Source organism: [Scytonema hofmanni] UTEX 2349 (genome assembly GCF_000582685.1).
Classification (GTDB): Bacteria; Cyanobacteriota; Cyanobacteriia; order Cyanobacteriales; family Nostocaceae; genus Hassallia; species Hassallia hofmanni.
In genome coordinates this window covers 2,796,106-2,822,978 of the sequence record NZ_KK073768.1, presented here as the reverse complement: position 1 = coordinate 2,822,978, position 26,873 = coordinate 2,796,106, and the positions used below count along the sequence as shown (strand labels likewise).

The 26,873-nt window shown below is 42.3% G+C and carries 24 protein-coding genes; 9 read left to right on the top strand and 15 right to left on the bottom strand.

Annotated elements, in window-relative coordinates; genetic code table 11:
- Positions 1 to 29 precede the first annotated feature (29 nt).
- The 6 genes from TOL9009_RS0117615 to TOL9009_RS50560 all read right to left on the bottom strand — a co-directional run bounded on the left by TOL9009_RS0117615 (position 30) and on the right by TOL9009_RS50560 (position 7,459).
- Positions 30 to 1,877, bottom strand: coding sequence for a hypothetical protein (locus tag TOL9009_RS0117615; protein WP_029633954.1), 1,848 nt, complete (start codon positions 1,875 to 1,877; stop codon positions 30 to 32).
- 11 nt (positions 1,878 to 1,888) lie between these two features.
- Positions 1,889 to 2,029, bottom strand: coding sequence for a hypothetical protein (locus TOL9009_RS47435; protein ID WP_186227589.1), 141 nt, complete (start codon positions 2,027 to 2,029; stop codon positions 1,889 to 1,891).
- Positions 2,030 to 2,190: 161 nt separating this feature from the next.
- Complete coding sequence (locus TOL9009_RS39565) at positions 2,191 to 2,532, bottom strand: HNH endonuclease (protein WP_084763241.1); 342 nt, start codon at positions 2,530 to 2,532, stop codon at positions 2,191 to 2,193.
- A gap of 68 nt (positions 2,533 to 2,600) precedes the next feature.
- Positions 2,601 to 3,701 (bottom strand): RRXRR domain-containing protein, encoded by a 1,101-nt coding sequence (locus tag TOL9009_RS0117600; protein WP_029633953.1) that lies wholly within the window; start codon positions 3,699 to 3,701, stop codon positions 2,601 to 2,603.
- A gap of 221 nt (positions 3,702 to 3,922) precedes the next feature.
- A complete protein-coding gene (gene ltrA / locus TOL9009_RS0117595) occupies positions 3,923 to 5,689 on the bottom strand; it encodes a group II intron reverse transcriptase/maturase (RefSeq protein ID WP_029633952.1) in 1,767 nt (588 codons plus the stop codon).
- A gap of 789 nt (positions 5,690 to 6,478) precedes the next feature.
- Complete coding sequence (locus TOL9009_RS50560) at positions 6,479 to 7,459, bottom strand: sigma-70 family RNA polymerase sigma factor (RefSeq protein WP_051502939.1); 981 nt, start codon at positions 7,457 to 7,459, stop codon at positions 6,479 to 6,481.
- A gap of 184 nt (positions 7,460 to 7,643) precedes the next feature.
- On the opposite strand from TOL9009_RS50560, the gene TOL9009_RS0117585 reads away from it, so the two are divergent.
- A complete protein-coding gene (locus tag TOL9009_RS0117585; protein ID WP_029633951.1) occupies positions 7,644 to 8,060 on the top strand; it encodes a XisH family protein in 417 nt (138 codons plus the stop codon).
- On the top strand, positions 8,048 to 8,383 hold the full coding sequence (locus tag TOL9009_RS0117580) for a XisI protein (RefSeq protein WP_029633950.1): 336 nt from the start codon (positions 8,048 to 8,050) through the stop codon (positions 8,381 to 8,383). The genes TOL9009_RS0117585 and TOL9009_RS0117580 overlap by 13 nt, the downstream gene beginning before the upstream one ends.
- A 90-nt stretch (positions 8,384 to 8,473) precedes the next feature.
- Here TOL9009_RS0117580 and TOL9009_RS0117575 read toward each other — a convergent pair whose 3' ends face one another.
- Together TOL9009_RS0117575 and TOL9009_RS0117570 are read right to left on the bottom strand one after the other, a co-directional pair.
- Positions 8,474 to 9,553: a tetratricopeptide repeat protein gene (locus TOL9009_RS0117575; protein WP_051503107.1), complete on the bottom strand. Its 1,080-nt coding sequence runs from the start codon at positions 9,551 to 9,553 to the stop codon at positions 8,474 to 8,476.
- Positions 9,554 to 9,647: 94 nt separating this feature from the next.
- Positions 9,648 to 10,277, bottom strand: coding sequence for a hypothetical protein (locus TOL9009_RS0117570; RefSeq protein WP_029633948.1), 630 nt, complete (start codon positions 10,275 to 10,277; stop codon positions 9,648 to 9,650).
- Positions 10,278 to 10,520: 243 nt separating this feature from the next.
- On the opposite strand from TOL9009_RS0117570, the gene TOL9009_RS0117565 reads away from it, so the two are divergent.
- Positions 10,521 to 11,120, top strand: coding sequence for a hypothetical protein (locus tag TOL9009_RS0117565; RefSeq protein WP_029633947.1), 600 nt, complete (start codon positions 10,521 to 10,523; stop codon positions 11,118 to 11,120).
- A gap of 150 nt (positions 11,121 to 11,270) precedes the next feature.
- Complete coding sequence (locus TOL9009_RS0117560; protein ID WP_029633946.1) at positions 11,271 to 11,726, top strand: DUF29 domain-containing protein; 456 nt, start codon at positions 11,271 to 11,273, stop codon at positions 11,724 to 11,726.
- Between the two features lie 27 nt (positions 11,727 to 11,753).
- Here TOL9009_RS0117560 and TOL9009_RS0117555 read toward each other — a convergent pair whose 3' ends face one another.
- The 4 genes from TOL9009_RS0117555 to lysS all read right to left on the bottom strand — a co-directional run bounded on the left by TOL9009_RS0117555 (position 11,754) and on the right by lysS (position 17,807).
- Positions 11,754 to 14,801, bottom strand: a complete 3,048-nt coding sequence (locus tag TOL9009_RS0117555; RefSeq protein WP_038296410.1) for a CHAT domain-containing protein — start codon at positions 14,799 to 14,801, stop codon at positions 11,754 to 11,756.
- Between the two features lie 219 nt (positions 14,802 to 15,020).
- Positions 15,021 to 15,728: a helix-turn-helix domain-containing protein gene (locus tag TOL9009_RS0117550; RefSeq protein WP_029633944.1), complete on the bottom strand. Its 708-nt coding sequence runs from the start codon at positions 15,726 to 15,728 to the stop codon at positions 15,021 to 15,023.
- The gene (locus TOL9009_RS0117545; protein WP_029633943.1) at positions 15,728 to 16,132 is read right to left on the bottom strand and encodes a type II toxin-antitoxin system RelE/ParE family toxin; all 405 of its coding nucleotides are present in this window, start codon (positions 16,130 to 16,132) and stop codon (positions 15,728 to 15,730) included. Before TOL9009_RS0117545 ends, TOL9009_RS0117550 begins: the two co-directional genes overlap by 1 nt.
- Positions 16,133 to 16,286: 154 nt before the next feature.
- Positions 16,287 to 17,807 carry a lysine--tRNA ligase gene (lysS, locus tag TOL9009_RS0117540; RefSeq protein ID WP_029633942.1) on the bottom strand — a complete coding sequence of 507 codons (1,521 nt, stop codon included), beginning with the start codon at positions 17,805 to 17,807 and terminating at the stop codon, positions 16,287 to 16,289.
- A gap of 376 nt (positions 17,808 to 18,183) precedes the next feature.
- On the opposite strand from lysS, the gene TOL9009_RS0117535 reads away from it, so the two are divergent.
- Complete coding sequence (locus tag TOL9009_RS0117535; protein WP_029633941.1) at positions 18,184 to 19,206, top strand: DUF2207 domain-containing protein; 1,023 nt, start codon at positions 18,184 to 18,186, stop codon at positions 19,204 to 19,206.
- Between the two features lie 78 nt (positions 19,207 to 19,284).
- Here TOL9009_RS0117535 and TOL9009_RS0117530 read toward each other — a convergent pair whose 3' ends face one another.
- The 3 genes from TOL9009_RS0117530 to TOL9009_RS0117515 all read right to left on the bottom strand — a co-directional run bounded on the left by TOL9009_RS0117530 (position 19,285) and on the right by TOL9009_RS0117515 (position 21,691).
- Entirely contained in the window at positions 19,285 to 19,884 is a 600-nt protein-coding gene (locus TOL9009_RS0117530) for a hypothetical protein (RefSeq protein ID WP_029633940.1), read from the bottom strand.
- Between the two features lie 16 nt (positions 19,885 to 19,900).
- Entirely contained in the window at positions 19,901 to 20,278 is a 378-nt protein-coding gene (locus tag TOL9009_RS0117525) for a hypothetical protein (protein WP_051502938.1), read from the bottom strand.
- A 444-nt stretch (positions 20,279 to 20,722) separates the two neighbouring features.
- Entirely contained in the window at positions 20,723 to 21,691 is a 969-nt protein-coding gene (locus TOL9009_RS0117515) for a M48 family metallopeptidase (RefSeq protein ID WP_029633937.1), read from the bottom strand.
- Positions 21,692 to 21,920: 229 nt separating this feature from the next.
- Between TOL9009_RS0117515 and TOL9009_RS0117510 the strand changes: the two genes are divergently transcribed.
- The 4 genes from TOL9009_RS0117510 to TOL9009_RS0117495 all read left to right on the top strand — a co-directional run bounded on the left by TOL9009_RS0117510 (position 21,921) and on the right by TOL9009_RS0117495 (position 26,196).
- A complete protein-coding gene (locus tag TOL9009_RS0117510) occupies positions 21,921 to 23,477 on the top strand; it encodes a helicase C-terminal domain-containing protein (RefSeq protein WP_029633936.1) in 1,557 nt (518 codons plus the stop codon).
- A gap of 487 nt (positions 23,478 to 23,964) precedes the next feature.
- Positions 23,965 to 24,333: a hypothetical protein gene (locus tag TOL9009_RS0117505; RefSeq protein WP_144238264.1), complete on the top strand. Its 369-nt coding sequence runs from the start codon at positions 23,965 to 23,967 to the stop codon at positions 24,331 to 24,333.
- 10 nt (positions 24,334 to 24,343) lie between these two features.
- Positions 24,344 to 25,918 (top strand): group II intron reverse transcriptase/maturase, encoded by a 1,575-nt coding sequence (locus TOL9009_RS0117500; RefSeq protein WP_029633934.1) that lies wholly within the window; start codon positions 24,344 to 24,346, stop codon positions 25,916 to 25,918.
- A 95-nt stretch (positions 25,919 to 26,013) separates the two neighbouring features.
- Positions 26,014 to 26,196: a DUF2839 domain-containing protein gene (locus TOL9009_RS0117495; RefSeq protein ID WP_038296408.1), complete on the top strand. Its 183-nt coding sequence runs from the start codon at positions 26,014 to 26,016 to the stop codon at positions 26,194 to 26,196.
- Positions 26,197 to 26,873 lie beyond the last annotated feature (677 nt).

Below are 26,873 nucleotides of genomic sequence, written 5' to 3'. Positions count from 1 at the left end.
TTTGGGGAAGTTTTTCTTTGAATATTTCTCTAGGGGGATATGTCTGTCTGGGGTATTAATAGACTAAATTCGTTCAAATTACGAATTTTGGGCGAGGATTGAAACTGCTCCCGACGCTTCACACTTAATCTCATCAGTCGATCTAACTTACCCTGATCAGTCATCGTCTGAAATTCATTTAAATAAGACTGAATTTGCATTTGGACAACGGTTTTCCACTGGTCGTCGGGAAGATCCCACGTTTTGAGAAACTGTTGTTCAGCGGTACATTGGTCGAAGTTATTTTCATCGCAGATCGGCTGACCACCAGCGGCGTTTCTGACTTTAGCAGCAAAGTCGGTCGGGACACTACTAAGTCCACTCGTAATCGTACCAGTGGAAATCTGATCAGCATATTTTTGTAGGCTAGATCGCTTTTCAGAGAAGACCGGATTTTCAAAGTCCACCATCAGTACAGCAGCGATAAATTTATCGGTCATAATATTTTTAGACCGCATCTCTGCCAGCATAAAAAGGTCTTCTGCCGCTGGAACTGGTATGAAGAACGAAAAGTGGGTTGAGCCTTTTTGTTCATAAAGCGGAGAACCATCCGGCTTAGTAAAGTCAGACTGAACTAATTTGAAGTTGTGTGTATTGAGGTAATTGTCATAATCTTGTCGCTTGAAAGCGATCGCTGGAATATTATATGTGAGACCCAATGCTTTTCTAAGTGCTGAATCCCACAGGAAAAAATCAGAAGGAATACCAGAAATATCCCTGTTCAGTGGGCTGGTATTGGCTCCATTGCTTTGAATCTGAGTTGAAGTCAGATTAACAGTCGTGTTGGTGATAATGTGGCGCAACATCTGGTTGACATCGCTAAGTTGAGTGATGTCTCCCTCAGTTTTCAAGCGATCTCTCAACCAATTTTCATAATACATGTGGAAGCCATCATTAACAGCCTTCTCCAAATTCTCAGCACCATTTCTATTCACAAAGAATGTTTCTTGGGCTACAGCTAATGGCACAACCAGTGGTGAAATTCTTGCCAATTGAGAGTGCCAATTGTTCCAGGGGAAGGCTAGTTCTTTCATAATCACCACACCGTTGTGGTGACAGTCAAAACATCCATGCCCCATACTTGGTTCTGTTTGTGCCATTGCAGAATCCCCCGCCCAACTCCAAACTTTAGTAGGGGCTGAGGCACTGCTGGTTTCTCCAACTTGTTGTCCAAATTGGTACTTGCTGGTTCCTCCTACTTGTTCTCGAAATTCGTAAAAGTTGTATTTTTTAGCCTTGCCGTTCCATGCGATCAGTTGCAGAAAGCTAGAGTTTCCACCGGGTGCTGCACTCAGGAAAATTTGATCCTCGGTTATGTTTGGTGTCCAGCTGATAACATAGCGAAGATTACGGGGTTCCTCACGAGAAGCAATCGTAGTTAGAATTTGGCTGCCTTCTCCAACTACGAAACTCCTTTGTTGTAGTTGTAGTCCACTACCTAAAATCGCAGTAGAAATGGCATCGACACTATCTGGAAAAGCTCCTTTGCGGAGAATCTCAGTCGCAAATGGATCGTTAAGATTTGTGGTAATATCGTCATCCGTCATGGGTTTGACACATTGATCTATCCCAGCAATGTGACGATAAATTTTGCCATCAACCACTGGCTCACAGCTTGGATCTGACATGCTAGAGGAGCGCATTCCTTCAGGACTACCCAAAAACCTGCGAGTTACTCTTAAATAACTCCGCAATCGGAAATCTCCTGTCGGAAATTGTGCGTGTTCAGCAGCAATCGCGTGATTCTGGAATATGTCAGATAGCAGGCATGAGCCGCCTAACAAAAAGATGAGTAAAACTAAAAGAGTACCAAATTTTGCTAAACCAAGCCTGGGCATTATTCTTGTTCCTATGAGTAAGAGTAACCTCTTTGCAACAGAATGATTCCAGTTGTAAGACGATTCCAGTAGTCAATTTCTGAATTTTGCGATCGCATATGCAAGCTTTTGTTGCCTAACTCAATGCTTCCCATCAAACCAGCATCAAACACGAAAACCCTTTCCCTGCCTCGTTTACCTCTTCCCTGGATTTTTCCAGTTGTCTCAACTCTGCTGTCCAATTAAGGGATGATTTTGGTGATCAGGAAGGATCGAATTTGTGGGCAATAACTAGGTCGGACATATCTCGATCGCAACCCATGATAAAAGACGATCATGGCTCAATCATTCCAGCCTGTCGCAAAAGCTGACGTTCCTCAACTCTCTCACGACGATTTAACTGCAATAACCCAATCGTCACCCGACCAATGGGGGTTAAAGGCACAAACTCAGCCCCACTCAGGCGAAAATGCTCATGCCATAGGTCTTGGCGAGGATGGTACAAGGGTACGATTTTTTCCGTTTCTGGATCGACAGAGGCAAGATCGCAGCCTTTGTGCTTGTTGCACATAGTACAGGATAGGGCTAAATTTTCCGATTCAGTCCGTCCACCATGCTTTTTGGCAATGATGTGGTCAATCTCGTAAGGCGCAAAAGTAGCCACATCAGGAATCAGGCAATATTCACAGCAACCTTTTGCCCGCTCATAAAAAGTTCGCCGAACGGCGTGGAAACTACTTGGCTTTAGACAGTAGAGGAAACGCCAACGGTAGTTTTAACTACCGTCAAGATTAACCCACTAGAACGTCTAATTAGTTGGACTTTGTTTTTACTGAACTGACCTAACCGCTTCCAGTTAGCATCAGAGACAGAAATCTGTTTTTCAGTGTCGCCGCTAACCCAGCCTCGATAAGTTTTATTGCCTTGGGTAGCTTCAACGTAATCGCCTTTTCTGAATCCGTGACGGGTTACAGTGCCTCCATATTTGCGACGCACCCCACCTTTCGCCGGAACCATTAGGTGAAGCTGTCTGCGCGACATTGGGGGGCGACGAATAACCGCAAAGGGCGCGGGAGTTATAGTAACCTCACCCTTCCAGCCTCTCGAATGGCGATCAATAATGCCATATTGAATAAATTCACTACACGCTAGGGCTACACCGTCTATCGCATGGGTCGCAGGTATCGCGTCACCTTTTGAGTGTTTTTGTTTTTCCAACCCTAGTTGAGTGCGGATCTGCGCTGTCTCCCAACCTTGTAGTTGTTTGACCTCGCCGAACGCGGTTAACTGTTCTAATTGCCATTTCTGACCAACCATAACCGGACTAAACCCTTTATCACCCCTCGCTTTGATAATTTCGTAGACGACAGTTTCAATTGGAAATATCACGGTTAGTTCGTCCAGAACTCGCCACTCTAACTCGCGGTTAGCTCTGATACTAGGAGGTATCTTGCAACCCCTACGATTGTCAAATCGCTTTTGCCGATGAGCGCGTTTATTGAATGCGACTTTCCGATTAATACGGCGACCTCTGCGAGTGCGGCGCATCATGGCGCGTTGCTCCATGCGGTCTTTGACTGTTTTGAAGGGCAGTTGGAGATGAGCTAACCACAAAGTAAATTTAGCTGACTGCACACCTATACCTGTATATAGTTTGCCGGGATCTACCCCAACCGCGACTGGTTGAGTCTCTTCTCCTGTTAATTTGATTAGTTGGATTTGAAATATTCCTAAGTCGTTGTGAACAATTCGCGCTTTTCCAGATTTCAGCCAACGTCGCGCCCTACTGGGCTTGGTTGGCATCAGGGGCAGACCCCACTTTGACAAAACTGGTACTCGTAACATGGAGATAATCCTTTCGAGTTTAGTTATTAGTCCCCTCGCCCACTTAATCTAGAATGGCTTGCCTTTACGCAACACCGCTGATAAGACGGTTTAGAGTTAATCCGATCTAGGGAAGCAATCGGAAGTCTGTATCAAGATTAAGCTCAATGGGCTAGTCAGACACGTAGAACCTATCTTCTACAAGCGCTGCCTAAGGACAGTCCGTCACCGAACTGCCTCGGCTACAAAACCGTGCGTGAGACTTTCACCTCACACGGCTCCTCAATGATTTGGCTATTGTCATTAGTACCTCTAACAGCTTTATCATCATTTGCTGTTTTTGTATCGTGGCAATGTCGATGAAGTAATTGGAGATTATCTTGTGTGTTTTTTCCACCCTTTGAGCGCGGTTTTTTGTGGTCTATCTCCAATAAATCTCCATTTTTAAAGAACAATTCGCAGTGAGCGCATTTCCCTTTTTGCTTTTTCAAGAGTTTTGATACCCTTGCTGCCACTTCTGGGTGCATTCCCATTCTAGTACTCCAATATATCCAATCTCCGTCGTAAGGGCTGCAATCTCCTCGCACTTTTATGTGTCTAACAATTGGTGTTTCTGAGTGCTTAACAAGACGCATCTTTTTGTTACCCTCTTTCCTGCTAGCAAAGACCCATCCTTCACCCTGGTCAATAAGCCAGTAGCGCTTGGCTATCCAATGGGAGTCTTTTTGTGGATGACGGAAACTTGACCAAGCTTTTAATTGTTGATAGATAAGTTTGTCCATTCCTGAGAGAATTTCCTTACTTACCACCGTGCTGTAGTAGTTAGCCCATCCCCGAATAATTGGGTTTAATCGGCTTATTAGTGCCTCTTGAGGTGCAGCCTTATGGGTTTTGATGACACTACGTAATGACCTAGCATAGAGTTTTATCTTTTTCTTGCTTGGTTTAATGAGGGTTTTAAAACCAAGTAGAGTTCCGTTGTTTTTCCCAGACTGGTATTTTCCAACTGGGTATTGTCTAACGTTGAACCCCAAAAAATCAAATCCCGGTTTTTGTCCTTCATGCTCATTGAGAGTATGAGCTAAACGGGTTTTGCTTGGTTTCAATTCCAATCCCATGCTTTTTAACCATTCGGCAATAATTTCTTGGCATCTTTCGACTACCGATAAATTTTCGTGTAAAATTAGGAAATCATCGGCGTATCGAATCAGGAAGGCATTTTTAGACACCTGCTTTATCCGATTTTCCATGCCATGTAGGGCGATGTTAGCTAATAATGGTGAAATCACACCGCCCTGTGGTGTCCCTTCGGATGTATCAGAAAATATGCCTTTATCTATCACTCCCGCTTTTAACCATGCACGAATTTGTCGGCGTATGGTGGGGAATGTATTCAGTTTGTCCAAGAGTGCCTCGTGGTTGATGCAATCGAAGCATTTCGAGATATCGGCATCCAGTACATACCTGGATTTTTGCGCGATTATTGTAAAAATTGCTTCTATGGCATCGTGGCATGAGCGCCCAGGTCTAAAACCGTAGGAGTTTGGCTCAAAACGAGCCTCCCATTCTGGTTCTATTGTTTGTTTAACAAGCGCTTGTAGCGCCCTGTCGTACATTGTGGGTATTCCTAAGGGGCGTTTTTCCTCACTTCCAGGTTTGGGTATCCAAACCCTTCTGGTCGGTTTGACCTTTCGGTTTAAACTCAGTTTGGATGCAAGTTCTAGTCGTTGTAATGGTGTTAGTGATTTAACCCCGTCTACTCCGGCTGTCTTCTTGCCCTGATTATCCTGAGTTACCTTTCGTACTGCTAAACACTTTGCAGACCAAGACCTCATCAATGTTTTCTGGAGTTTGCGAACTGCCTTGACATCTCCACGCTGAGTGGCTCGATAAATTCGTTTTTGCAACTTGAATACAACACGCTCTAGCTTCCGCCAGTTTGTATCCTTCCATTCCACCATCGGTTTTTGTCTTAGCAAGGGCTTTGACTGAAGCCGTGTATTAGACATATATATTGCTACTTACAACTTTATTTTCCAAATCATCGTGAGTCCGTCAGCATATCTCTGCCATTACAGCAGAGCGTTGGCTTCTGACTCAATCCTTTCCCCTTAATGCATACGGTTAGCACCTACTCAGTATCGACCGACTGAGAGCGTTAAGGGGGTTACTTCGTTCCTGACAACCATTGGTTGAACCTTTAGAGTGATGCTGTCCACCGGGTTTGTGGGAAGTGCTTATTGGTCGGAGACGGAACCGCCAATTCCCTATCCTTTGCCTTTTGGCTCCAGCCTCAACAGTGTTCAGGCATTGCCTTAAATCCTGTTTTCCCGGAAGGGTTAGCCTTTAAGCTGGTTCATGATCACGATGGTTCAAGCGCATCTTCAAGCCGAGGCTTTGCTCATGGGTTCTTGCTAGGCGGGTTTCCAAATTAGGCTTTCAGATACCGCCATGATTCCCCGTTACAATGGTCACTTAGGGTTGCTAACCTCAAGTGTGGGGGACTTGCTGTCACCGCTGCACCTGCGGGAAGGGACTTCTCAAAATATAATTTGAGTCACCCTTATGGTTGTCAAGTTGTCAAGGTTTAGTTGGGATTATTCCCTTCTTTTTCTTGCGGTCATCCCTGAATATTTCTATTCATTTCGACCAACGAATCACAGCCTGTCTCTTCAGAGCAGGGTTACTGACCAGGTAAGTCAAATGTAACTTGCATAGGTGCTGGCTTTTACTACAAGGATACACTCTCTGAATTTTAACTGACAGAATATTGCACAATCAAGGGATGATTTTGGTTATCACGGAACATCCTGTTTTACCCAATTGATGACCGTGTTGTGGCTAACCCCAGTTTCCCGCGCGATCGCTCGATATCCCATCCCATCGGCATACAGCTTGAGGCAACGCTCCCGAACCTCCGACGGATAGCGCTTGGAAGAATAGGAATTGATAAACTGGCGATCGCATTTTTTGCAGAGGTAATTTTGCTTCCCTTTTCTGTTACCATTTTTACATATGTGCGTAGACAGACAATAGAGACACTGCATCTCTCGATTGTGCAAAGCTTCGCCACTAGCCTCCGCTTGAGTTAACCAAGCTGCCGCCAACTTTTGTTGTATCTTTTTGTTTAAATTCGCCTTTGTTGGTTTCTTCTTTTTTATTGATGGGAGGGGAATTTCTAAGAACGCAGAATCATCCTCTTGTAAAAGATACTTGTTCATCTGCTGTTTGAGAATTGATCGTGCCTGTGAAATCCTTTTATAGACGTTATCTATGGAAATACCGAGTTTTTGGGCAATATCTAGGTAAGACATATCTTGCTCAAAACGCATAATAAAAGGCGATCGCAGTCGGGAAGGCAGTGCCTTAATAGCACAGCGGATGGTTATTTCTATCTCACTGTCGAGAATGGCTGATTCAGATGACTCAACTGGAAACGTTACAACTTCTACTTGCCCAGCTATTTCTTCAAAATTATCTATCCCTATTGTCCTTCTGCCATGCTCTCGGTGTATGTCCATACAAACATTATGAGTAAAGCGTGTCAGCCAAGCTTTAAGATTAGTGATTTTGTCAGCATGGTGGGGTAATTTATCCCAGGCTTTGAGAGTCGCTTGAGAGAGGGCATCTTGGGCATCTGTAACATTTCCATCCATCCAAGTTAAACAGCAATGATAAAGATAATCTTGGTATGGCATCCATATTTGCCAAAAAGCAGTGTAATCTCTTTGAGATAAGCTTTTTAACAGAAACTTTTGATCTGATGGTGATGCTTGCATGGCGGTTCTGTTGCAAGCAACGCTTTATGTGATTAGCACTTACTTGCCTCCTTTTTTTATATGGGTGCCAGCAAAATTAATTTATGCACTTCTAACTAGACTTTTGCATAAATTGACCCATAAATTAAGCTCCTGGGCTCTAATATGGAGAATATCAAATCTAAAAATAATATTTTTTCTAACTGTGTCTGCAAAAGATATTTTTCATGAATCAGTTAAAAAAGCTTTGCAAAAAGAACAATGGATAATTACCAACGATCCATTAAAGTTTAAATTTGGGGAAGTCAATTTCCAAATTGATTTAGGTGCAGAAAAAATAATTGCCGCAGAAAAAGGAAATGAAAAAATAGCAATTGAAATCAAAAGCTTTTTAAACCCCTCTGCCATTACAGATTTTTACTCCGCTTTGGGACAATTCCTTAGTTACCGTCTAGCATTAGCAGGATATGAACCGGAGCGAGTATTATACTTAGCAGTTCCATTGGATACGTACAAAACATTTTTTCAACTGGAGTTTACTAAAACTGCGATAAAACAATATCAGGTGCTATTAATTGTTTACAATCCAGTCGATGAGGTGATTGTACAGTGGATAAACTAGCAAAATATCAAGAGTATGTTAAAACACTGTTGACAAACTATGCCAGTGATGATGTCTCAGATAACGATGTCGAAGTCCAACTGATTTTAGACACAGAACGCAATCATTATCAATGGATGAATGTCGGTTGGCAAGGATTTAATCGTATTTATCGATGCGTGATACATTTTGATATTAAAGATGGCAAAATCTGGCTGCAACAGAATTTAACCGATCGCAATCCAGCAGAGGAATTAGTGATGATGGGAGTACCACCAGAGGATATTGTCTTGGGTTTACAAGCTCCATACAAGCGTCAGTATACAGATTATGGCGTAGCGTAATCCGATCCACCGTAGGCTTGTGAACACGCTCGTCCGCTTCTGCGGACGAGCGTTTGTTTAGCCGCGACTTTAGTCGTCGGGCAATAAGTGCTATCGATGTTTTGCTTGTTTTAGCATTTGCGTCAGTCTATCAAGCAATAGAACTTCCCGCTTGCTATCTTCTAGTGTCCGCGCTAGTATGATTGCTCTTTCATAAAAATTGCGAGCGGTGGGATAATTACCTAGTTGCTCGTACAATAAAGCATAAGACTCAAAAGATTTTAATTTCTCGCCTAAATTTTCTGATTCTGTAGCCAGTGTTAAACGCTGTTCTAGTAAGTCGAAAGCGCGTTCATATCTTCCTACAGAACGGTGAGCTGTAACCAAACCGTCAATTGCGCGTAATTCGTTGGTGCGATCGCGTGTAACTTTGGCAATTCGCAATGCTGACCCATATGTACCAATGGTATCTTGATAATTGCCGGCGGCTAGGTAAGCATCGCCTAAATTATTCAAGCTATTCGCTTCGGCGATCGCATCTGGTGTTCGACGGCGGAAAATCAAAGCTGTTTCCAAAAGCTTTATTGCTTTGTTATAATCTCCTAGCCTCACTGTCGCTAAACCCAAGTTACTTAAAGATAGTCCTTGTCCTTCAATATTTTTGACATCACTGGCTATTGTTGCTGCTTCTGTAAAGGTTTCAGCCGCTGCTGTGAATTCTCCTTTTTGCAGTAGTAATGTGCCAATGTTATTTAGCCCAAAAATCTGTCCTTGAAAATCTTGAGTATCACGAGCGATCGCTAACCTCCGACGCATTGGATCTTCAGCTTCTTTTAATCGACCCAGATTTACATAACCTTTACCAATTAAATCGTAAACTAAACCTTGCGCCTTTAAGTCGCCAATCAAATGATAAATATCCAGTGCTTGTAACCAAGACTCAATTGCTTTATCCGATTTTCCTTTTTGTTCTTGTTGTTCACCTTGACGCACCAACATATCAGCCTCGTCTCTTGATTCTCGCACTGCTGAATGGTTTAAAGGGCGGTGGAGTTGTTGGGTAATATCTACCGCACCTGCTGCCATTGGATTTAGCAAAGCTGCAAACAGTAAATACGAGACAGCATAAAATTGAACTTTTGGCAATAACTTTCCAGAAAATTTACTTACAAATAAATGCTTTTGCTTCATAAAAATAACCGTAATTTTACGGTTTAGAAGAAAATAATTCTTAGCGAGATTGGTGTTAGTTTCAAAACAGACATTATAAGAGTTAATACTTAAGTTATGATTGCGGTAAATCTTCACCTAAGTAGATAGCGCGGACATCCCCAGGCAATTTGTCCTCTAACATAAGATAGCCTTCCTGGAGAAAATTGGCTACATCTAATGGAGCGATCGCTTCACCTTCAGCTTGCAGATAAGCAGCAATGCGAGTTTCGCTCCAGTGAAAGGTTTGAGCCATTAAAACCATCAATCGCAAAACTGGAGGCATTTGTTCCAAAGCTTGTTCGATATAACACCAAAGTGGTGGTGAAGTTGCTTGCAGAGAATAATGAATTGCTTCTGTGGGTGGTAATTCGAGATCGTTGATACAGAAAGCCGTCATATTGATCAGCCAATTTTGCAAAGTTAAAGTTTCTTTACTAGATTCATCGTTGCTTAAATCAAGTCCACCGAGTTCGTAATATATGTGTCGCCAAGTGAGAGCAAACAGATAATCTGCTTGCACAGGCGATCGCGCTGAATGGCGGATTAACGTGTATACTATCGGGCTATAACGGCAAAACATCGCCGTAAAATATTTTCCAGCTTCCGGATGAGACTGAAATAAATCCAAAAGTTCCTGATCGCCGTAATGAAACAGCGATTTAACTAGAGGGTGATTAGCTTCGGGAAAATGTGGTATTTGCACAATCGAAATAAATGTATGTTGTTAGAATGGATGAATGTTATTAGAAATGAATATTTCCTGGTCTACACTTAAATTGTTCATCAAGTATCCTATGAGCTAATGGCGATCGGGTCTTGATTTTGGTCTGGTGCGTGAGTAACATCTAGACTACTTTGTTATTGATACACTATAAATACGGACTTTATTTTAGTCTGTACCCTTGAATAATAAAAGCGATTCCTCTATAAAATCCTAGATGCGTTCATGGTTATAGCAGTTAGTGTGACACCGTTGTTGATTCAACCTTTTACTTTAGGCTCTTTCTTGCCTTCGTTGCCGTTAGATAGCTTATTGTCTACCCAAGGCATTATGGTGATGCTGCTAGCAGCCTACGCCGGTGCTATGTGGATGTTCCTTACCAGTGCGCCAAAAGTACACACCGTTATGGTGTCAGATTTGGAGATTGCCCGCCAGTTGTATCAAGGGCTGCTAGATTTGCCAGCAGCAGAAGTACCTTTGCACTACTACTACAACTACGAGCAAAGTATAGGCGCAGCCGGAATTGATCCGCTTTACATGTCAGCTAGCCCGACGTTTTCCGGCAGCAAAATGATGAATAATGCTAGCGAAGGGCTTTGGTATCAATTAAAGAAAAACACCCAGCTACACGTCATTACTGGAGCTAGTTTAGGCGTTAAAAGTCAGCAACGCCACGTTTGCTTTGATCGTGATTGCCTGGATATGATTTTAATGCGTGTGGAAACGCGAGGCTTGAAATTCAAGATTCGCAATCGCAAGCCTTTGAATTTTTTGATTAAGGATTATGAAGGGCGCGTAATCGAGTTGGCTGAGGTAGCGAATTAGTTATTGGTCAAGAGTCAATAGTTGTAGAGACGCGATATATCGCGTCTGTTAAAAGTTATTGGTTAATTAAATTCTTGATTGGGTTTCGTCGTGGTAAACCCAATCAGATTTTTTTTGATATGCGCGGGCAAAAAACTTGCCTTATCAACGATGTACAAATCTCAGCTATATAAAACAGATTTCTATGGTTGGACTCAAGAGCAGGTAAGCTTGCTGACAACTCAACAGTGGGATCAATTAGACACGATCAACCTGATTGAAGAAATTGAAACTTTGGGCAGAAAAGAACGGCAAGAACTCAGAAATCGGCTGGGAATCTTGCTAGGACACCTAATAAAATGGCAGTTTCAAGCTGATAAACGTAGCAATAGTTGGTTGGGTACAATTCGAGAGCAACGTATTCAAATTAAGCTGCTTTTGTCAGATAGCCCTAGTTTGAAAGCTTACTTAGAGGAAGTTTTTCTCACTGCTTATGAATTAGGGTTAGCTTTGGCAATTCGAGAAACTCAATTAGGTGAGCAAGTTTTTCCAGAAATATGCCCTTACAATTGGGAGCAAGCGCTCAATTCTGAGTTTTTGCCGGAATCGAATCAAGTTGATGAGTAAGCGAGTAATTACCCCAATACTGTTTTATCACCGTAAACCGTGGCAAATAAAAGCAGCCCAGTAATGAGGTTCTGAAAATGGAAATTGCTGAGTAGAGTTTTCGATTTCTTTAATTCGTCTGTTTAATTTTGTATACATATTATATTCACGCTTCCATTGTTCATGTTTGATAGAACCTGAAGGGTATTTTTTTCTATTTCCTATCAGTTCTTTTTCCTTTGATTCTAGTTCCTGGAATATTTTATTTAGGTCTACTTTTGTGAATTCCCGTAGCTGAATTTGGGATTGCTGCAATGCTTCAGGACGGTTTTTACCTTCTTGTCGCTGTTGGTAGTAGAAAATGGAAAATAATGCTGTAGCTAAATCATTTACTGACCACAGGGTACTAACTACACTTCTAGCACCAGCACACAAAAAGCCTGTTGAAAGAGTAAGAATATCGTCAGTTAGGGAAGGAGTACCTAAATTAGTTTCGCAGCAAGACAGAAACACTTCTACAAGTTGAGGCAAACGCCAACTTGGTGTCATCAATTGCCCCAAGGTGATACTACCATCAGCTAATTTTAACTGTGATTCTAAAGGATTATCGAGGCGAGATTGGGCATGGTGGCAGGAATGAAGTACTTGAACTTGTTGTGCTAACTGTCGATAGTTATTAGAGGTGGCTTGACTGCTACCAATTAATCTGTTTTCTGGTGGAATGTTGTACATTTTGGCGAGTTGTTCGCCTTCAAATCTTGCACAGGGAAGGTTATCTTCGGCATCTTCCACAGTTCCATATTGCAGAGATATTTCATTAAATGTCCCTACAATATCGCGTTGTTGACAAAATTCTAAAATTTGGCAGCTTGGGGTGTAACGAATCAGAAATTTATCTCCTAAATATTCCTGATATTCTCCTGTAGGCAAAGCAGCGAAGGGAATCTGATGCAGTAACAGGTGAGGTACTAAGATTAATTCTTCTATTCCTTGAAGATGTTGAGATATGAGTTCAGGTATTTGTAGGCGTTCAGCTAGTTCACAGAGAATACTGTTAATTTGAGTTTCCCATTTTTGGGAATCATTCATATAAGGCAATAACCAATTTTGGTTAATCCAGCCTTGCAACGTATTTAAGCCTTGTCCTGTGCAGGTGTGGAGAGTAATTTGGTTTTTCTGCACGACAAAAATATGGGTGTCGCTGTTGGTAGTGTACAAACTGAGGATAGCTGTATTGGGTTGGTCAATTAGCTTTTGAATTTCTGACAAGCTGAGGGGGTTAACTTGAATTTCGCCAGCTAGTACGGGATCTTCGCGTCTGAGATTTTCCCAAACTTGTTGTTTTTGGGTTTCTAAAGATGCGATCGCTTCATTATAAGCTTGGAATGCAGCGCGTGTTTCACTGCGATTATTTTCAGATTTATGGCTTTGGCGTTCTTGGTCAATTTGTCGTTGCAGTTCTTCATACTGCTGCAATAATTCTTGAACTTTTGGGGGGATTTCTTCGCCTTGAGAGAGGTTGTAGCTTGCCATTAAGTCTACCAGGCGTTTGGAACGCGATCGCTCGGAGTATTCAAAAGCTTTTTCTATTTGTCCAGCATTGATGCAAGCTTGCACCATGCTTTCGTAAATGCCGATGGATTCTTCTAGGATTTCCTGACGACGTGATTCAGAAGTTGCCCAAGTACGGATTTGTTCAACAGCATCAATAGCGTTATTGTAGCCTTTTATAGCTTCATTCCATAATGTAATAGCAAAAGCTATGTTTCCCAATTTTCTTGAACATCTCAAACATTCTTGAGGAAGAGAAGTAGGGGTATAAATTTCTAAAGCTAATTGTAAACACTCAATAGCTTCATCTATTTTTCCTTGTAGAATATAAGTAGTACCCAAACTAGATTGGGTCATTGCCCAATCTGCTGGAAATGCTTCCCTTGTAAATATTTGCAAAGCTAAATTATAAGCCTGAATTGCTGCTCTCAAATCTTGTGTATGATTCTTTTGATTTGAGTCACTGTAGAGATTACCCAAGTTATATTGGAGTGTAGCCCAATCGGCTGGAAACGCTTCCCGTGTAAAGACTTGCAAGGCTGACTTGTAACTATTCATAGCCGCTTGCAAATTATTTGTCCGGTTTCCATGCACCCTTTGACGATAGGCAATAGCGAGACTTTTTTGAGTTTTAGCCCAAAATTCTGGTGAATTTTGCTGTGTATATACTTGTAAAGCTACTTCACAAGCCTTAATAGCTGCTTCTAGATTCTCGGCTCGGTCTCCTTTAATACGAGCAACATATGTACTACTTAAATTAAAGTGAGTTTTAGCCCATTCTTGGGGTAATTCTTCCAAGGTGCGAACTTGTAAAGCCAATTTATAAGCTTCGATAGCTGCTTCTAGATTCTCGGCTCGGTCTCGCTTAATGCGTTGATCGTAGGCACTACCCAAATTATCTTGAGTACTAGCCCATTTTTCAGGAAATGCCTCTCTAGTCCGGACTTTTAATGCCAATGTATAGGAATTGATCGCTACTTCCAAATTTTCTGCTCTATTACCCAGTATCCGCTCATTGTAAGCAGTACCAAGATTATTTATTATTGTTGCCCACTCTTCTGGAAATGATTCCTGTGTAAAGACTTTTAAGGCTAATTGGTAAGCCTCGATAGCAGCCTCTAAATTTTCCGCTCGGTTTCCTTTAATTCTATCGCAGTAAACATTAGCAAGGTTAGTTTGCAACACAGCCCATTGTTCTATATGCCACTGCTGTGAGGAAGCTTCTCTTGTGAAAATAGTTAGTGCCATCTTGTTGCCTGTGAGGGCAATCTCTAAATTGCTTGCTCTGCTGCCAAATGGAAAAGACTGGATTAGTATGCTGAACTCGGAGATCACTAATGCAATCTCTTTTGCCCTTGATGGTTCGACTTTAGACAGTTCATCTGTCGCCCAAATTTGTAGTACTTGAGTAAAATTATCATCTAGTTTTTCTAAGTTATTTAGGAGCAGCAAGTATAATTCTTGCGAGTTGCCCCAATTGACCGAGATTGTATTTAATATTTTAACTAAGAAGCTGAAATAGGCTTTTATTTGCTGTTTATCCATTCCTGAATTACTCACTCTAAATTTTCTAAATTTTGGCATAGCAAGCCAGTAGTACTACGCTGTAGGTCAAGCAAGCTAGTTAGTTGTGCTGAGGATTGGACTCATAGCATCTTTTCAGAGATTTTTCAGACCTTAAAGTAGATTACCTACCACTAACACACACTGCTTGAGAGCATTTTGCTCAATATCAAATTAATCGACTTAGCTTTTATTGTCATCCTAAATATGTGCCAACTTTTCTAGCAATTCCTCAGCTAAATCCAACAACTCAATTTCATCAACTTCATCACTACTTCCGCGATTACTTTCTCCACACGCCACATTAGCAGCCAAAACATTTTTCACAGCAAAAATCCTGTCTTCTTCTTCAGATAAACTCAAACATTTTTCCAACTCTACAGCAATTTCTTGGATTGTCCTTGTACCCAAACGCTCTCTCACTTTCACCGCTACCGAATCGTCACTTTCCAGCAGTTTTACCAAAGCTGTTTTCAGTCCATCATTCTCGCCAGAAAACTTCTCAACGGCAACACGCACATATTCCCGGACGCTCATGTTTGCCGCCAATGCTTTTTGGAAAACTACATCTGGTACATCTACCAGCAACACACCTTCGTTATCACTAGCTTGATATAAGTCGTCCCCTTGTTTGACGGCTACCAGCAAATTTGCACCCAAGGCGTGTAAATAGTGCAACACCGATTCCAATTCATGTTCTTTTAACGCCGACTCCAACTTGGACACCGCCGCTTGCTGCACTCCGAGTTTTTCCGCTAGCTGTGCCTGAGTTAATCCTGCTTTATTACGTATTTCCCGCATGGCATCAGTAAGATATAGGCGCAGGTATTCTAACTTTCCCGCCAGAATCACCTCAGAATCGTCGCTTACCTTTTGCTGTAACCAAGCTTGAAAATTAGGCTTTTTCATTATTGTTCCCTCTCCTGCAATTCACGCAATCTAACTCTTGCAGGCTCTTTGTCTCTATCTTTGATAGCGTTGTCGTATTTCTTCATAAAGGCGTGCAGCACCACAAACCGTTGAGGAGTAGCAGCCGTTAAGATAAACCGTGGATTATGTTCGCTCTTGGTCATGCGTAACTCATACAAATCATCTTCCAACTTCTCAAAGATCCCACTGGTAAGTGATGCGAGTCCTTTGTTGCACAGGTAGCCAAGATTAACTTGCAAACGCCTGGTTTCGGAAGCACTCAGTAATGGCTTTGGTGGATTTTCTGGTTGCTCCTCTTCAGGAATCATCCTGATGAAAAAAGCAAGCAAATCTTTGGGGATTTCCCCATTGACATCTTGATAAAGTTCCCAAGTCCAGGTCACTTCCTACCTCACAGTCTAGTATTCTTTATAAGGAATGTCAATTATATTATTCTTTGTAAGGAATATTGTATCGGATGCGTAGGTGAAATTAGCGCCACAAAAGATTTCATACTGAAATTGGTGCGTTACGGCTGACACCTAACGCACCCTACAATTAAGTTGGTGATTCAGATTCTGATTTTTCTGGCTTGAGTAAGGGGAAAGCGATCGCATCCCGAATACTGGCACAATCAGTTAACACCATTACCAATCTGTCAATCCCAATACCTAAACCACCCGTCGGCGGCATTCCGTATTCCAACGCGGTTATAAAGTCCTCATCTACACCTTGGGCTTCTAAGTCACCGGCGGCTTTGCGTGCAGCTTGTTGTTCTAAGCGATCGCGTTGTTCAATCGGATCGGTTAATTCTGAGAAGCTATTAGCTGTCTCTCTCCCGACGATAAATAACTCAAATCGCTCTACCAAACCAACTTTAGAACGATGCGGCTTGGCTAATGGCGAAATTTCTACCGGGTAATCTATCACAAACGTAGGCTGAATTAACTTTTCCTCAACCTTTTGCTCAAAAGCTTCATTTAAAAGTTTGCCAATTGTTGGGCAATCATCTATACCTTCAAGCCCAGCGTTTTTACTTGCGGTTTTCGCTTCTTCTATAGTTTGGAAAGCGTTAAAATCCAAACCTGTATATTCCTTAACTAAATCGTGCATTGTTACCCGACGCCAAGGAGGAGTCAAATTAATTGCCGTATCTTGATAAGTAATTTGCAGCGTACCCAGAACCTCTTGAGCAACGTTGGTAATAATTCCCTCCGTTAGCGCCATCATGTCGTTGTAGTCGGCGTAAGCTTGGTAAAGTTCAATAGTGGTAAATTCGGGATTGTGGCGGGTAGAAATGCCCTCATTACGGAAAATCCGCCCTAATTCAAACACCTTTTCAAATCCACCGACAATCAACCGCTTGAGATGCAATTCTGTGGCAATTCGCAGATACAATTCCATTTCCAGCGTGTTGTGGTAAGTGACGAAGGGACGCGCATCGGCACCGCCGGCTTCACTTAACAACACCGGCGTTTCAATTTCCAGAAAATCCCGCTGTTCTAAGTAACGACGAATACCAGCAGTAATTTGAGCACGACGGCGGAAAGTTTGCCGCACTTCCGGGTTCACAATCAAGTCAAGATACCGCTGACGGTAGCGTTTGGCAACATCCGTTAACCCATGCTGTTTATCGGGCAAAGGTAACAGAGATTTGGTCAAAATAGTGTATTGTTTGACGTAAACAGATAACTCGCCCTTTTCAGTCCGTTTGATCGTGCCTTTAACGCCGATGATATCGCCGATATCTGTGAGTTTATCGAGTTGTTTGAAAGCATTCTCAAGAATATCTGCCATGCCTTCTTCAATGCGTTTTTTCTCTAGATAAAGCTGAATTGTGCCAGTTTCATCTTGCAAAGTGACGAAGGCAAGTTTACCCATAAAACGACGTAGCTTGATGCGTCCGGCGATCGCTACTTCTAAATCGACTTCTTCACCATTGGCTAAATCCGCAAAATTTTCTTGCAATTCAGCCGCGTGATCGGTAGATTCCCAACGATAGGCGTAAGGATTCATACCTAGCTGCTTTAGCTGTTCTACTTTTTCTAGTCGCGTGGCACGAATATCTTCTTCCGACATGGTTAACGAACTTTCATAGGGCAAGATTAATTATAGATGCTGTTCCAAAGTCTTGACTCATCTACATTTTAAGCCATAAGACTTGCAGCATTTATGGTAGTGAACCCGTAGCGGATAATTCTGAAGAATATTTCGGGAATTTACATAAGTATTTTTGTAGCTTTATATAGTCATGCTTTCACAAGTAAAAGTTAACTCTTAACTAAAACTGTCTAGTGCTTTAGGTTTCAAGGGAAAGACAGTAATTAACCAGATGTATTAAACATAGCCCAGGTTGTTAAAAATTAGTTGAATTACTGGCTTTATGAAATTCAATATTCATAATTATTCTTAGGACAAAACTATTGGTCTTGCATATTGCTAGAAGAGAGAAACTATGAGGAAGCGTCTGATTGAACGAATCATTTTTCTATCAATCTCGTTATTTGTTGCATTTTTCATCACAGTTGCTTCTGTAATTGCTGAAGATATACCGTTTTATTGGGATTCTATCAACGTCAAGATTGACGTTCAGACAAACGGAGACATGTTAGTCACCGAAAGCCAAACATATGTGTTCGAGGGAGACTATACCAATGAACGGTATCGCTATATTCTTTTGGATAAAATCGATGAGATTAGGGAAGTGACGGTTCAAGAAAATGATCGGATAATTCCCAGTGAAACTGGGATTGAAAATAATCAATTTTGGATTCGTTGGCAACATGAATTGAAACCACCATCAAAGCATACTTTTGTCCTCAAGTATCGTGTGGTGGGTGGATTGCAGACGGATGAGCAGAACACTCAGGTTTATTGGAAAGCGATTTTTGCCGATCGCAAAGCAGCAATTCAAAACAGTAAGATTCAGGTACAACTACCAAAGGCACTATCTGGGAAAGTTACCTCTTTCACAAGTTTTGGTGCAACTGCGAAAGCGAATAAAGTGAATCCCACAACTTTCGATTTTGTTGCTACTCAGCCGATTTCATCTGAAGAAGAATTAAAAATCAAAATCACATTTCCTAGCGAAATTCTGAACCTGCCTAAACCTAAATGGCAGCAAACTTTAATCGGAGAAAATCTATGGAATTTTTTCTTAAATTTTATTGTTTTTATTCCCTTTGTTGGTATTCCCATTTGGAGAATTATTAATGCTATAAAAAACTCTCGTTGTCCTGAATGCAAAACATTCAAACTTAAGCGGACTTTTCAAACTTTAGTAGATGCAACCACAACGCGTAGCGGAAGAATACGAGTAATTTGCCAGTGTCAAAACTGCTCCTACCACAATGTGTATGAAGAAGTAATTCCCATTATCTCGTATGGTGTTCGTGTTGGTGGTGACGGTGGTGGCGGTGGTGACGGTGGTGGCGGTGGTGACGGTGGTGACGGTGGTGGCGGTGGTGGCGGTGGATAGCCAGGGGCAGCAAGTCGCTGCTACGTTGTTTTTCACGATTGAGAATGGAAATGCTCTTAAGTGCGTTGCTAATCAGTTTCAAACATCAACAAAACTGCGTAAAATCCCTAAGATTTTCCCAATATCTTGAATAAAATACTCATCTAAATCAACTTCAATTCTTTGTTCAATTAATCTCATAAATTTCCAAATGCTGCCTGTGGTAACAACGCCATAGATAATTTCAATTTTATTTTCTTTCCGTTCATTAAATAATTTAGCGGCAATCATTTCGGCGATACATTGCCCTAATCCAGATTGAATATTATCGTTTTTGGCTTCAACGATTGTAACTACAGGCGCTTGAATAAATAGCTGTTCTGGGGAGAGACTGATTAAAAAATCACAAAACCCACTTAAACCCTGTTCTGGTGCAACGTTAAATTCTTTCCCAGAAAATAGGCTAATCCGATTTACTAGTTGTTTTTTGAGTTCAAAAAGAATCGGAGCGATAATAAATTCCGAACGTGCTTTTTCTGTACCAATCGCAACTGCCAAAGGAATATATTCTTTAAGCATTTGCGCTAAAAGTGTGCTATAATCCACTTTTCGTACATCAGTAAAGATGCCAATTCTCTCGGAAATACTAAATCCAAACGTTTCCGATATCACATCAATAGTAAATTGGCTGTACGGCATGACAAAAATTAGTTATTTAATTGTGCAGAAAGCGTCCTGAAATAGCTTTCATTTTCAAATTACTAATTTTGACGATCGCTTTCAACATCTCTTGCTGATCTGCTTGCAAGTCAAGTGATTCTAAAGCTTGATTGAGGCTATTACCTGCGTGTAGATTTTTGGCAAGTTTGACACGTTGCGATGAGTCTAACATTGCCTGAATATCTCTATTTCTACGTTGACGCACAGCTTGAAGTTGCTGACGCTGTTGAGGAGTTAGATTAATTTGAAATGATGAATTGGGGACTTGGGAAACAATTGCACTCTTACTAAAATCAACTTTAGCAGGTGCTGCCGAAGCAATGAAGGGCAACAAGAAGACAGCAGCAAGAATACTAATTAATGCGGTGTGCAACTTTCTCTCAAACCTAACCCCCAACCCCTTCCCTACGTTCGCGTTGGCGTTCGCGGAGCGTGTCGCAGACAAGCCTCTCGTACAGCGCTTCGCGCATGAAAACCGCGCAGCGTCTCCGACAGGAGAAGAGAAGCGTCTCGTACAGCGCTTCGCGCATGAAAACCGCGCAGCGTCTCCGACAGGAGAAGAGAGGGAAGGGGAGCAAGACTTAAAGCCTCTCTCCGCTTCGGGGAGAGGTTTGGAGAGGGGTTTTAAGAATAAGTTGCACATCGCGTTAATTAACACAAAGACCCTTTTTATACAATTAATAGCCATACTGAACAATACGTAAATTCTCACACCTACAAGGAAATGATAAACTGTAAGGCTAGGGACTGGGGACTATGGACTAGTCCCCAGTCCCCAGTCCCCAGTCCCCAGTCCCCAGTCCCCAGTCCCCAGTCCCTAGTCCCCAGTCCCTTTTTTCATTTTGTTAATTTCTCGTTGCAATTCTTCAATTTTCTGGCGTAAATTTTCTGCTTCTTGATTTTGGGGTGTTTGTACTCCAACATTGACGGTGCCTTCAGCAGGCGATCGCATATAATTTCCTTTTTTGATTTGCTGATATTCTTCTGATACTGCCCACTCACGTAGATAATGTAAGCGCTCAACGGGGAAAGGATGACTGAGCATTTCGCCTTGTGCGCCGTTATACATTAAGAATTTATACACCTGATTAAGGACATCTTCATCAGCCTGATAATTTTCTGACTGACGGATAAACTCTTGTAAACTGCATTCGTGGGCATATTTGCTGCTACCGCCAGCTATTTTCATCATCGAAGACATGACCGTATTTAAATCATCCGTCACCAAAAGCGCGGCGCGATCGGCGGATAACTCGGCTTTGCGTCGCCATTCAAAAAAGGCATACATCAAAGCTGGTGTAACAAAATTACTAGCACCAAAAGTCCACCTACCTAAGGCATTAGCGGCACTCATCGCCCACATCGCCATTTGAATTAAAATAGTATGACCACATTTAATATGCCCCAGTTCATGGGCTAGCACTGCCCGAATCTCGGCTTCGTTTAGTAAGTCTAAAATCCCTGTGTTTATGACTATGTAAGGATGCTCTTGCCCCAAAGCATAACTATTTGCTTCGGGATTTTGTGAGACAAACAGTGCAGGTTCAGAGATTATATCTAAATCTCGCACGGATTCCCGAAACATCTGGTAAATAGTGGAATATTGACGCGGACCGACTTGGATGGTGTTGCCCATTAAATAGACTAACTGAGGGCGTTCATAGACAAATTCCACAAATTTACGAGCAATCAAATCAAATCCGGGTAAATTTCTTAAAGCTTCCTCGGCTTGGCGATCTAGTGGATGCCTGAAGGCTTCGCTGGAAATTCCTTTGTATGTAGGCATAATGAACGGGAAATTGGTAATTGGTTGGTGGATAGTAGATAGTGGGTAGTGGATAGTGGATAGTGGGTAAAAAGCGCCCGTACTAAGAGCGTGGTTAAGATCCAACTAGTAACCACGCTCCTACTAACTACTAAACTAATAACTACTAATTAATAACAACTAACTAATAACAAGATGATAAAAGTGGGGCTTTGTAGGTAAAAATTACTTTGTATGGGGATAAAAGCGTGTGATTGAGGCAGAAGTTCATTTGTCACTACATAACTTTTTGCGATCGCAGGCGGGTTTCCCTTCCTGGCCCCATCATTTGACGATGGCAAGGTTGGTAGCACGCACCTTGCGTACCGGACGTAGCGCATTAATGCAAGTCGGGGCGGTTTGTGGTTATCAAGGGCGATATCGCACTAGTTTTGTAGCTTCCGCATTAATGTGGCATGGTCCTGTAATTATTGTTGCCCCGGAAGGTGTACAACAACGCCTTGCAAAAGTGGAAATTCCCCGACTACAGCAGTGGTTGCAAATCGGCAAACCGATTAGAACTGGCGACGCTTTCCCCAAAGATGGGTTCCAAGGACTGTTTCTCACTTCCCCTGAGGCTTGGTTAAAAGCGCAACTAGCTTTTACAGATGACTTTCCCGTAGGTATTCCCACAATTATTGATGGTGTGGACGATCTTGAAGATTGGGTTCGTCATCAACTCAAAAGAGAAATTCAACCCCATGACTGGGATCAGCTGATGTTAGCCTGCCCATATCAAGTTGATCTGATTCGCGAGGTAAGGGTACAGCTGACACGGGAACTGTTCCAGCATCCGACTAATCCTTATGAATGTTATCTGATTTCTCAGCCGGAAGCAGAAATTCTTAGCCGTCTTTATTCAGCTTTAGATCCAGCTACGCTTCCAGATGTGTGGAAACACTTCTGGCAGCAATTTCAAAACATTGATGAACGTCTTTCTTCCTCGACTCCCCCTGCCCTCCTCTGGGGGACTATTGCCCGTCGCCAAGGTTTATTTTCTTTACATTACGCCCCAATTGAATTAGGGAAAATTCTCATGCCGATATGGAGTCGGCAACCTGTGGTGTTGATTGGTAGCGCTTTAGAACCGGAAACTGAGGCTCCTATTTTTAAAGCGCGTTTGGGGTTGGATAATTTAACTTGCTTGAAGTTCTCTTCTGATAGCCAAACAGAAGCGATTCAATTATATTTGCCGCATAAATTACCTTTACCGAATACGCCGGAATTTCAATCAGCTTTTATTCACAAAGTCCGGACGCTGCTTTGTTTAAGTGCGACTGCACCAGGGTTGATAGTCATACTGGTGGGGGATGTACCATTAAAGGCTCAAGCCGGGGCAATTTTGGCATCTGAGTTTGGTTCGCGGGTGCAGGTTGAAAAAACTTGTTTGGATGAAAATGGTATTTTGGTCAGTGGTTGGGAATTTTGGCGAGAACATCAAGGTGTGTTGCCTTCACCGAGGCTTTTAATTATTGCGACTTTGCCTTTGCCATCTTTAGAAAATCCGTTGGTGGCTGGTAGGGTTGATTATTATAAGCGATCGCATCAAGATTGGTTTCGCTTATATTTATTGCCGACTGCTTTAAATGAATTACAACGGGCGATCGCTCCAGTGCGAGAAAGTCAAGGTATTGTTGCTTTACTTGACACTCGTGTGGTAAATCGTAGTTACGGGACTCAAGTTTTAGCTGCCCTTAGTCCTCTAGCACGTATTAACTATCTTGATCCCAGTCTATTTTCTACTGAAGTAGAGGAAAATTCTACATAATCTTCTTGGCTATTTACCTTTTTTGACGTCGGTTTGAAATTAAAGAAAAAGGCATCCGACTAAAAGCACGAAGCTTGAAGGAAAGTTAATTTTGGTCAAGCACAGGCGATCGCCATATTCGCCAAAAGTTATCATCGGCATTGGGAACTAAAAATTTTGAAAATTTTCTAACTTTGAATTACTGATTATGGGTGAAGCAAAACGTCGTGTGCGATTCGTTGTTTAGTGAATCACGGTAATCAGTCCGTACATAACTAAACCAGTCCGACAGCAGATTACTGTCATTAAGGGCTGAACTCTCGGTCAGATGCAAGTGCAAGTCTTGCCATTCAGACTCAGAATTGACTCCTTATCTGCCCACACCGAACAAGCTCGGTTCTTGTAGAGTGAAGCTGGGAACAGGGCGCAATCAGACGACCGTTGCGGGTTGACACTGGCGCTAATAGGGAGTTCCTACGATGAAACCGAGCCTAAAAAAACGACTTATTTGCAGGCAGGGCGCAACGCAAAATCCCTGACCCCACTGGAGTTCATTCCCGCCGAATTAACGTCGATTAACGGCAAGAGTCCAGGGAATCCAGTAGTCGAATTGGCTACATCTAACGGAACAACGCCACATGCTACAACGGGGGGAACCCCCCTTCGGGTTCGCCACTTCGACGGGACGGTACAGGCAACCGCCGAGTGGAATCACCGCAACGCAGTGGCTCATCAATCTCTCCGAGGGAACGAAGAAAAACGAATTGTGGGTCTTGAGACAGTCGAATCTCAGGTAGACCAGACGAGCGGAGGAATCCCCACAGTTCGGGTAGGACAGTCCGTAATTGGACTGAGGTGTTCAGAAAATACAAACTAGAGAAGAGAAAATGATTAGACACAGTTACAAAACTAGTGAATCTTGGAAAGCATTACCGTGGAAGAAATTCCGCCGAAACCTTTTCCGCCTTCAAAAGCGCGTATTTAAAGCTGTTCAAGTTGGAGACAAGCGGAAAGCGCGGTCACTCCAAAAGCTCATTCTAAAATCCACCTCGGCTCGATTTCTTGCAATAAGACAAGTATCTCAGCTAAATGCTGGTAAAAAGACGGCTGGTATTGATGGGAAAAAATCCCTCTCATTTGAAGAACGCTTCAACCTTGAAGAATTACTAAGAGTGAACAGCGGAAACTGGAAACATCAAAGACTAAGAGAAATCCCCATCCCCAAAAAGGACGGGACTATCAGAATGCTTAAGATACCCACCATCGCGGATAGAGCTTGGCAATGCCTCGCAAAATATGCACTCGAACCAGCACACGAAGCCACTTTCCACGCCAGGAGTTATGGGTTCAGAACTGGGCGCTCCGCCCATGATGCACAAAAATACATTTTCTTAAACCTTAGCTCCAGTTCCAATGGAATAGAAAAACGAGTAATCGAACTCGACATTGAAAAGTGCTTCGATAGGATTAATCACTCAGCAATAATGGACGAACTTATTGCCCCTAAAGGCTTAAAACTCGGAATATTCCGATGTCTCAAGGCAGGAGTCAACCCAGAATTCCCCGAACAGGGAACACCTCAAGGCGGAGTGGTCAGCCCACTATTAGCAAACATCGCACTCAACGGCATTGAAAGTATACACAGATACCACGAGAATCAAGGGCAGAGAATCACTAATAAAACCTCAGCCAGTGATATCACCGAGCCATCAGTCCGATACGCGGATGACATGGTTATTATACTCCGACCCGAAGATGATGCGACAGAGATACTTGAAAGAATCAGCGAGTTCCTCCGCAAACGCGGAATGAATGTAAGCCAAAAGAAAACCAAAATTACCGCTGCGACAGATGGGTTTGATTTCCTCGGCTGGCACTTCAAAGTCCAGAAAAACGGAAAGTTCAGAAGTATCCCTTCAGTGGACAACTTCAAAGCGCTCCGTAAGAAAGTAAAACACATCGTCAACAACTCGAATTATGGTGCTACCACAAAGGCTGATAAATTAGCCTCGGTGGTTAGAGGTTGGAGAAATTACCATAAGTTCTGCAAGATGGATGGCTCCAGGAATTCCCTGTACCACATCGAAACAAGAGCTTACAAGGTATTTAACAAGGAAACCAAACAAAACCGCTACTCTAGCAAGAAATTACTAGACAAGGCATTTCCAGCAGTTCCCTACTCCGAAAATAAACACGTCTCAGTCAAGGGAACTAAATCCCCCTATTACGGAGATACAACCTACTGGAGCGAACGTAATAGCAAGCTCTACAACGGTGAAACCTCTAAAGCTCTTAAGAAGCAAAACCATAAATGTGCATCCTGCGGCTTAAAGTTCATTGATGAGGAACGGGTTCACCTGCACCACATCAACGGAAATCACGCCAACTGGAAGAAAAATAATCTAGAAGCAATTCACGAGAGTTGTCACGATTACAAACACATGAGCAAAAGCGCAAGCTGAGAACATCGGGAGCCGTGTACACGGAAACGGGTACGCACGGATCTAACTGAGAGGTGCGGGAGATAATACTCCCCATCGACTCAACCAAAACTGCTATGGGAGAAAAATACGGTCAAGAAACTCGCATCTTGCCGTGGGTTCCCATTACCAAAACTCAATCCGAACAATTTGTCCAATGGACTACTAAAGGTGCCTGGATTGGCATTATCCTTACGGTTATCGGCTGGATAACAATCCGTTTTATTGGTCCTGCTTTCGGTTGGTGGCAAGTCGTCTAAAGAAGAGTGCGCGGATAATTTTTACATAAAAGACAGCTCAAGCAACGAAGCTGTCTTTTTTTGTTTTGTTCTGTAAGTCTAATAAAAATAATTTTTTTTGTATCTAATACTACCGTTTACTTAACCCAGTAACAAAACTTTTTGTATCTTATGCAACTGTTTCTCAAAATCTCGTGTAAAGGCTGAAAAACCTGCCTAAATGGCAACATGGCTTTTTTGACTTAACTTATTCTCAGTGATAAGACCAGAGGTTTTGGGTTTCAGATAAGACTTATCTTTAACTTCCCGATAGGTCTTACTTTGTGAAGGTTTTACCTTGATTACGGACGGTAAAAATTGAAAATTATCGATTCAGCCCTACCTGAAACCGATAATTTACCAGATTATCTCCCAAGCTAAATGTATACTATGGCATCACTTTCTCGTTGTCTGAAAAAGTACAAGCTAACCAGCTTATAAAAACTTAACCAGAAGACGTAAACAGGTGTGATACCTTATGCCAATCAAAAATCTGGCTGTAAATTCGCCAAAAAGATACCATATGTATCTTTTGCGTAGTTGACTTGTTTGAAATTTGCGCTACTCTTAAAGCGGATTGTCTTAGGTAAGCATCTACTTTGACAGAAGAGTATGAGGGTAAGATAAAGATTCTCTATTCTGTCGGATATTTTGCATCT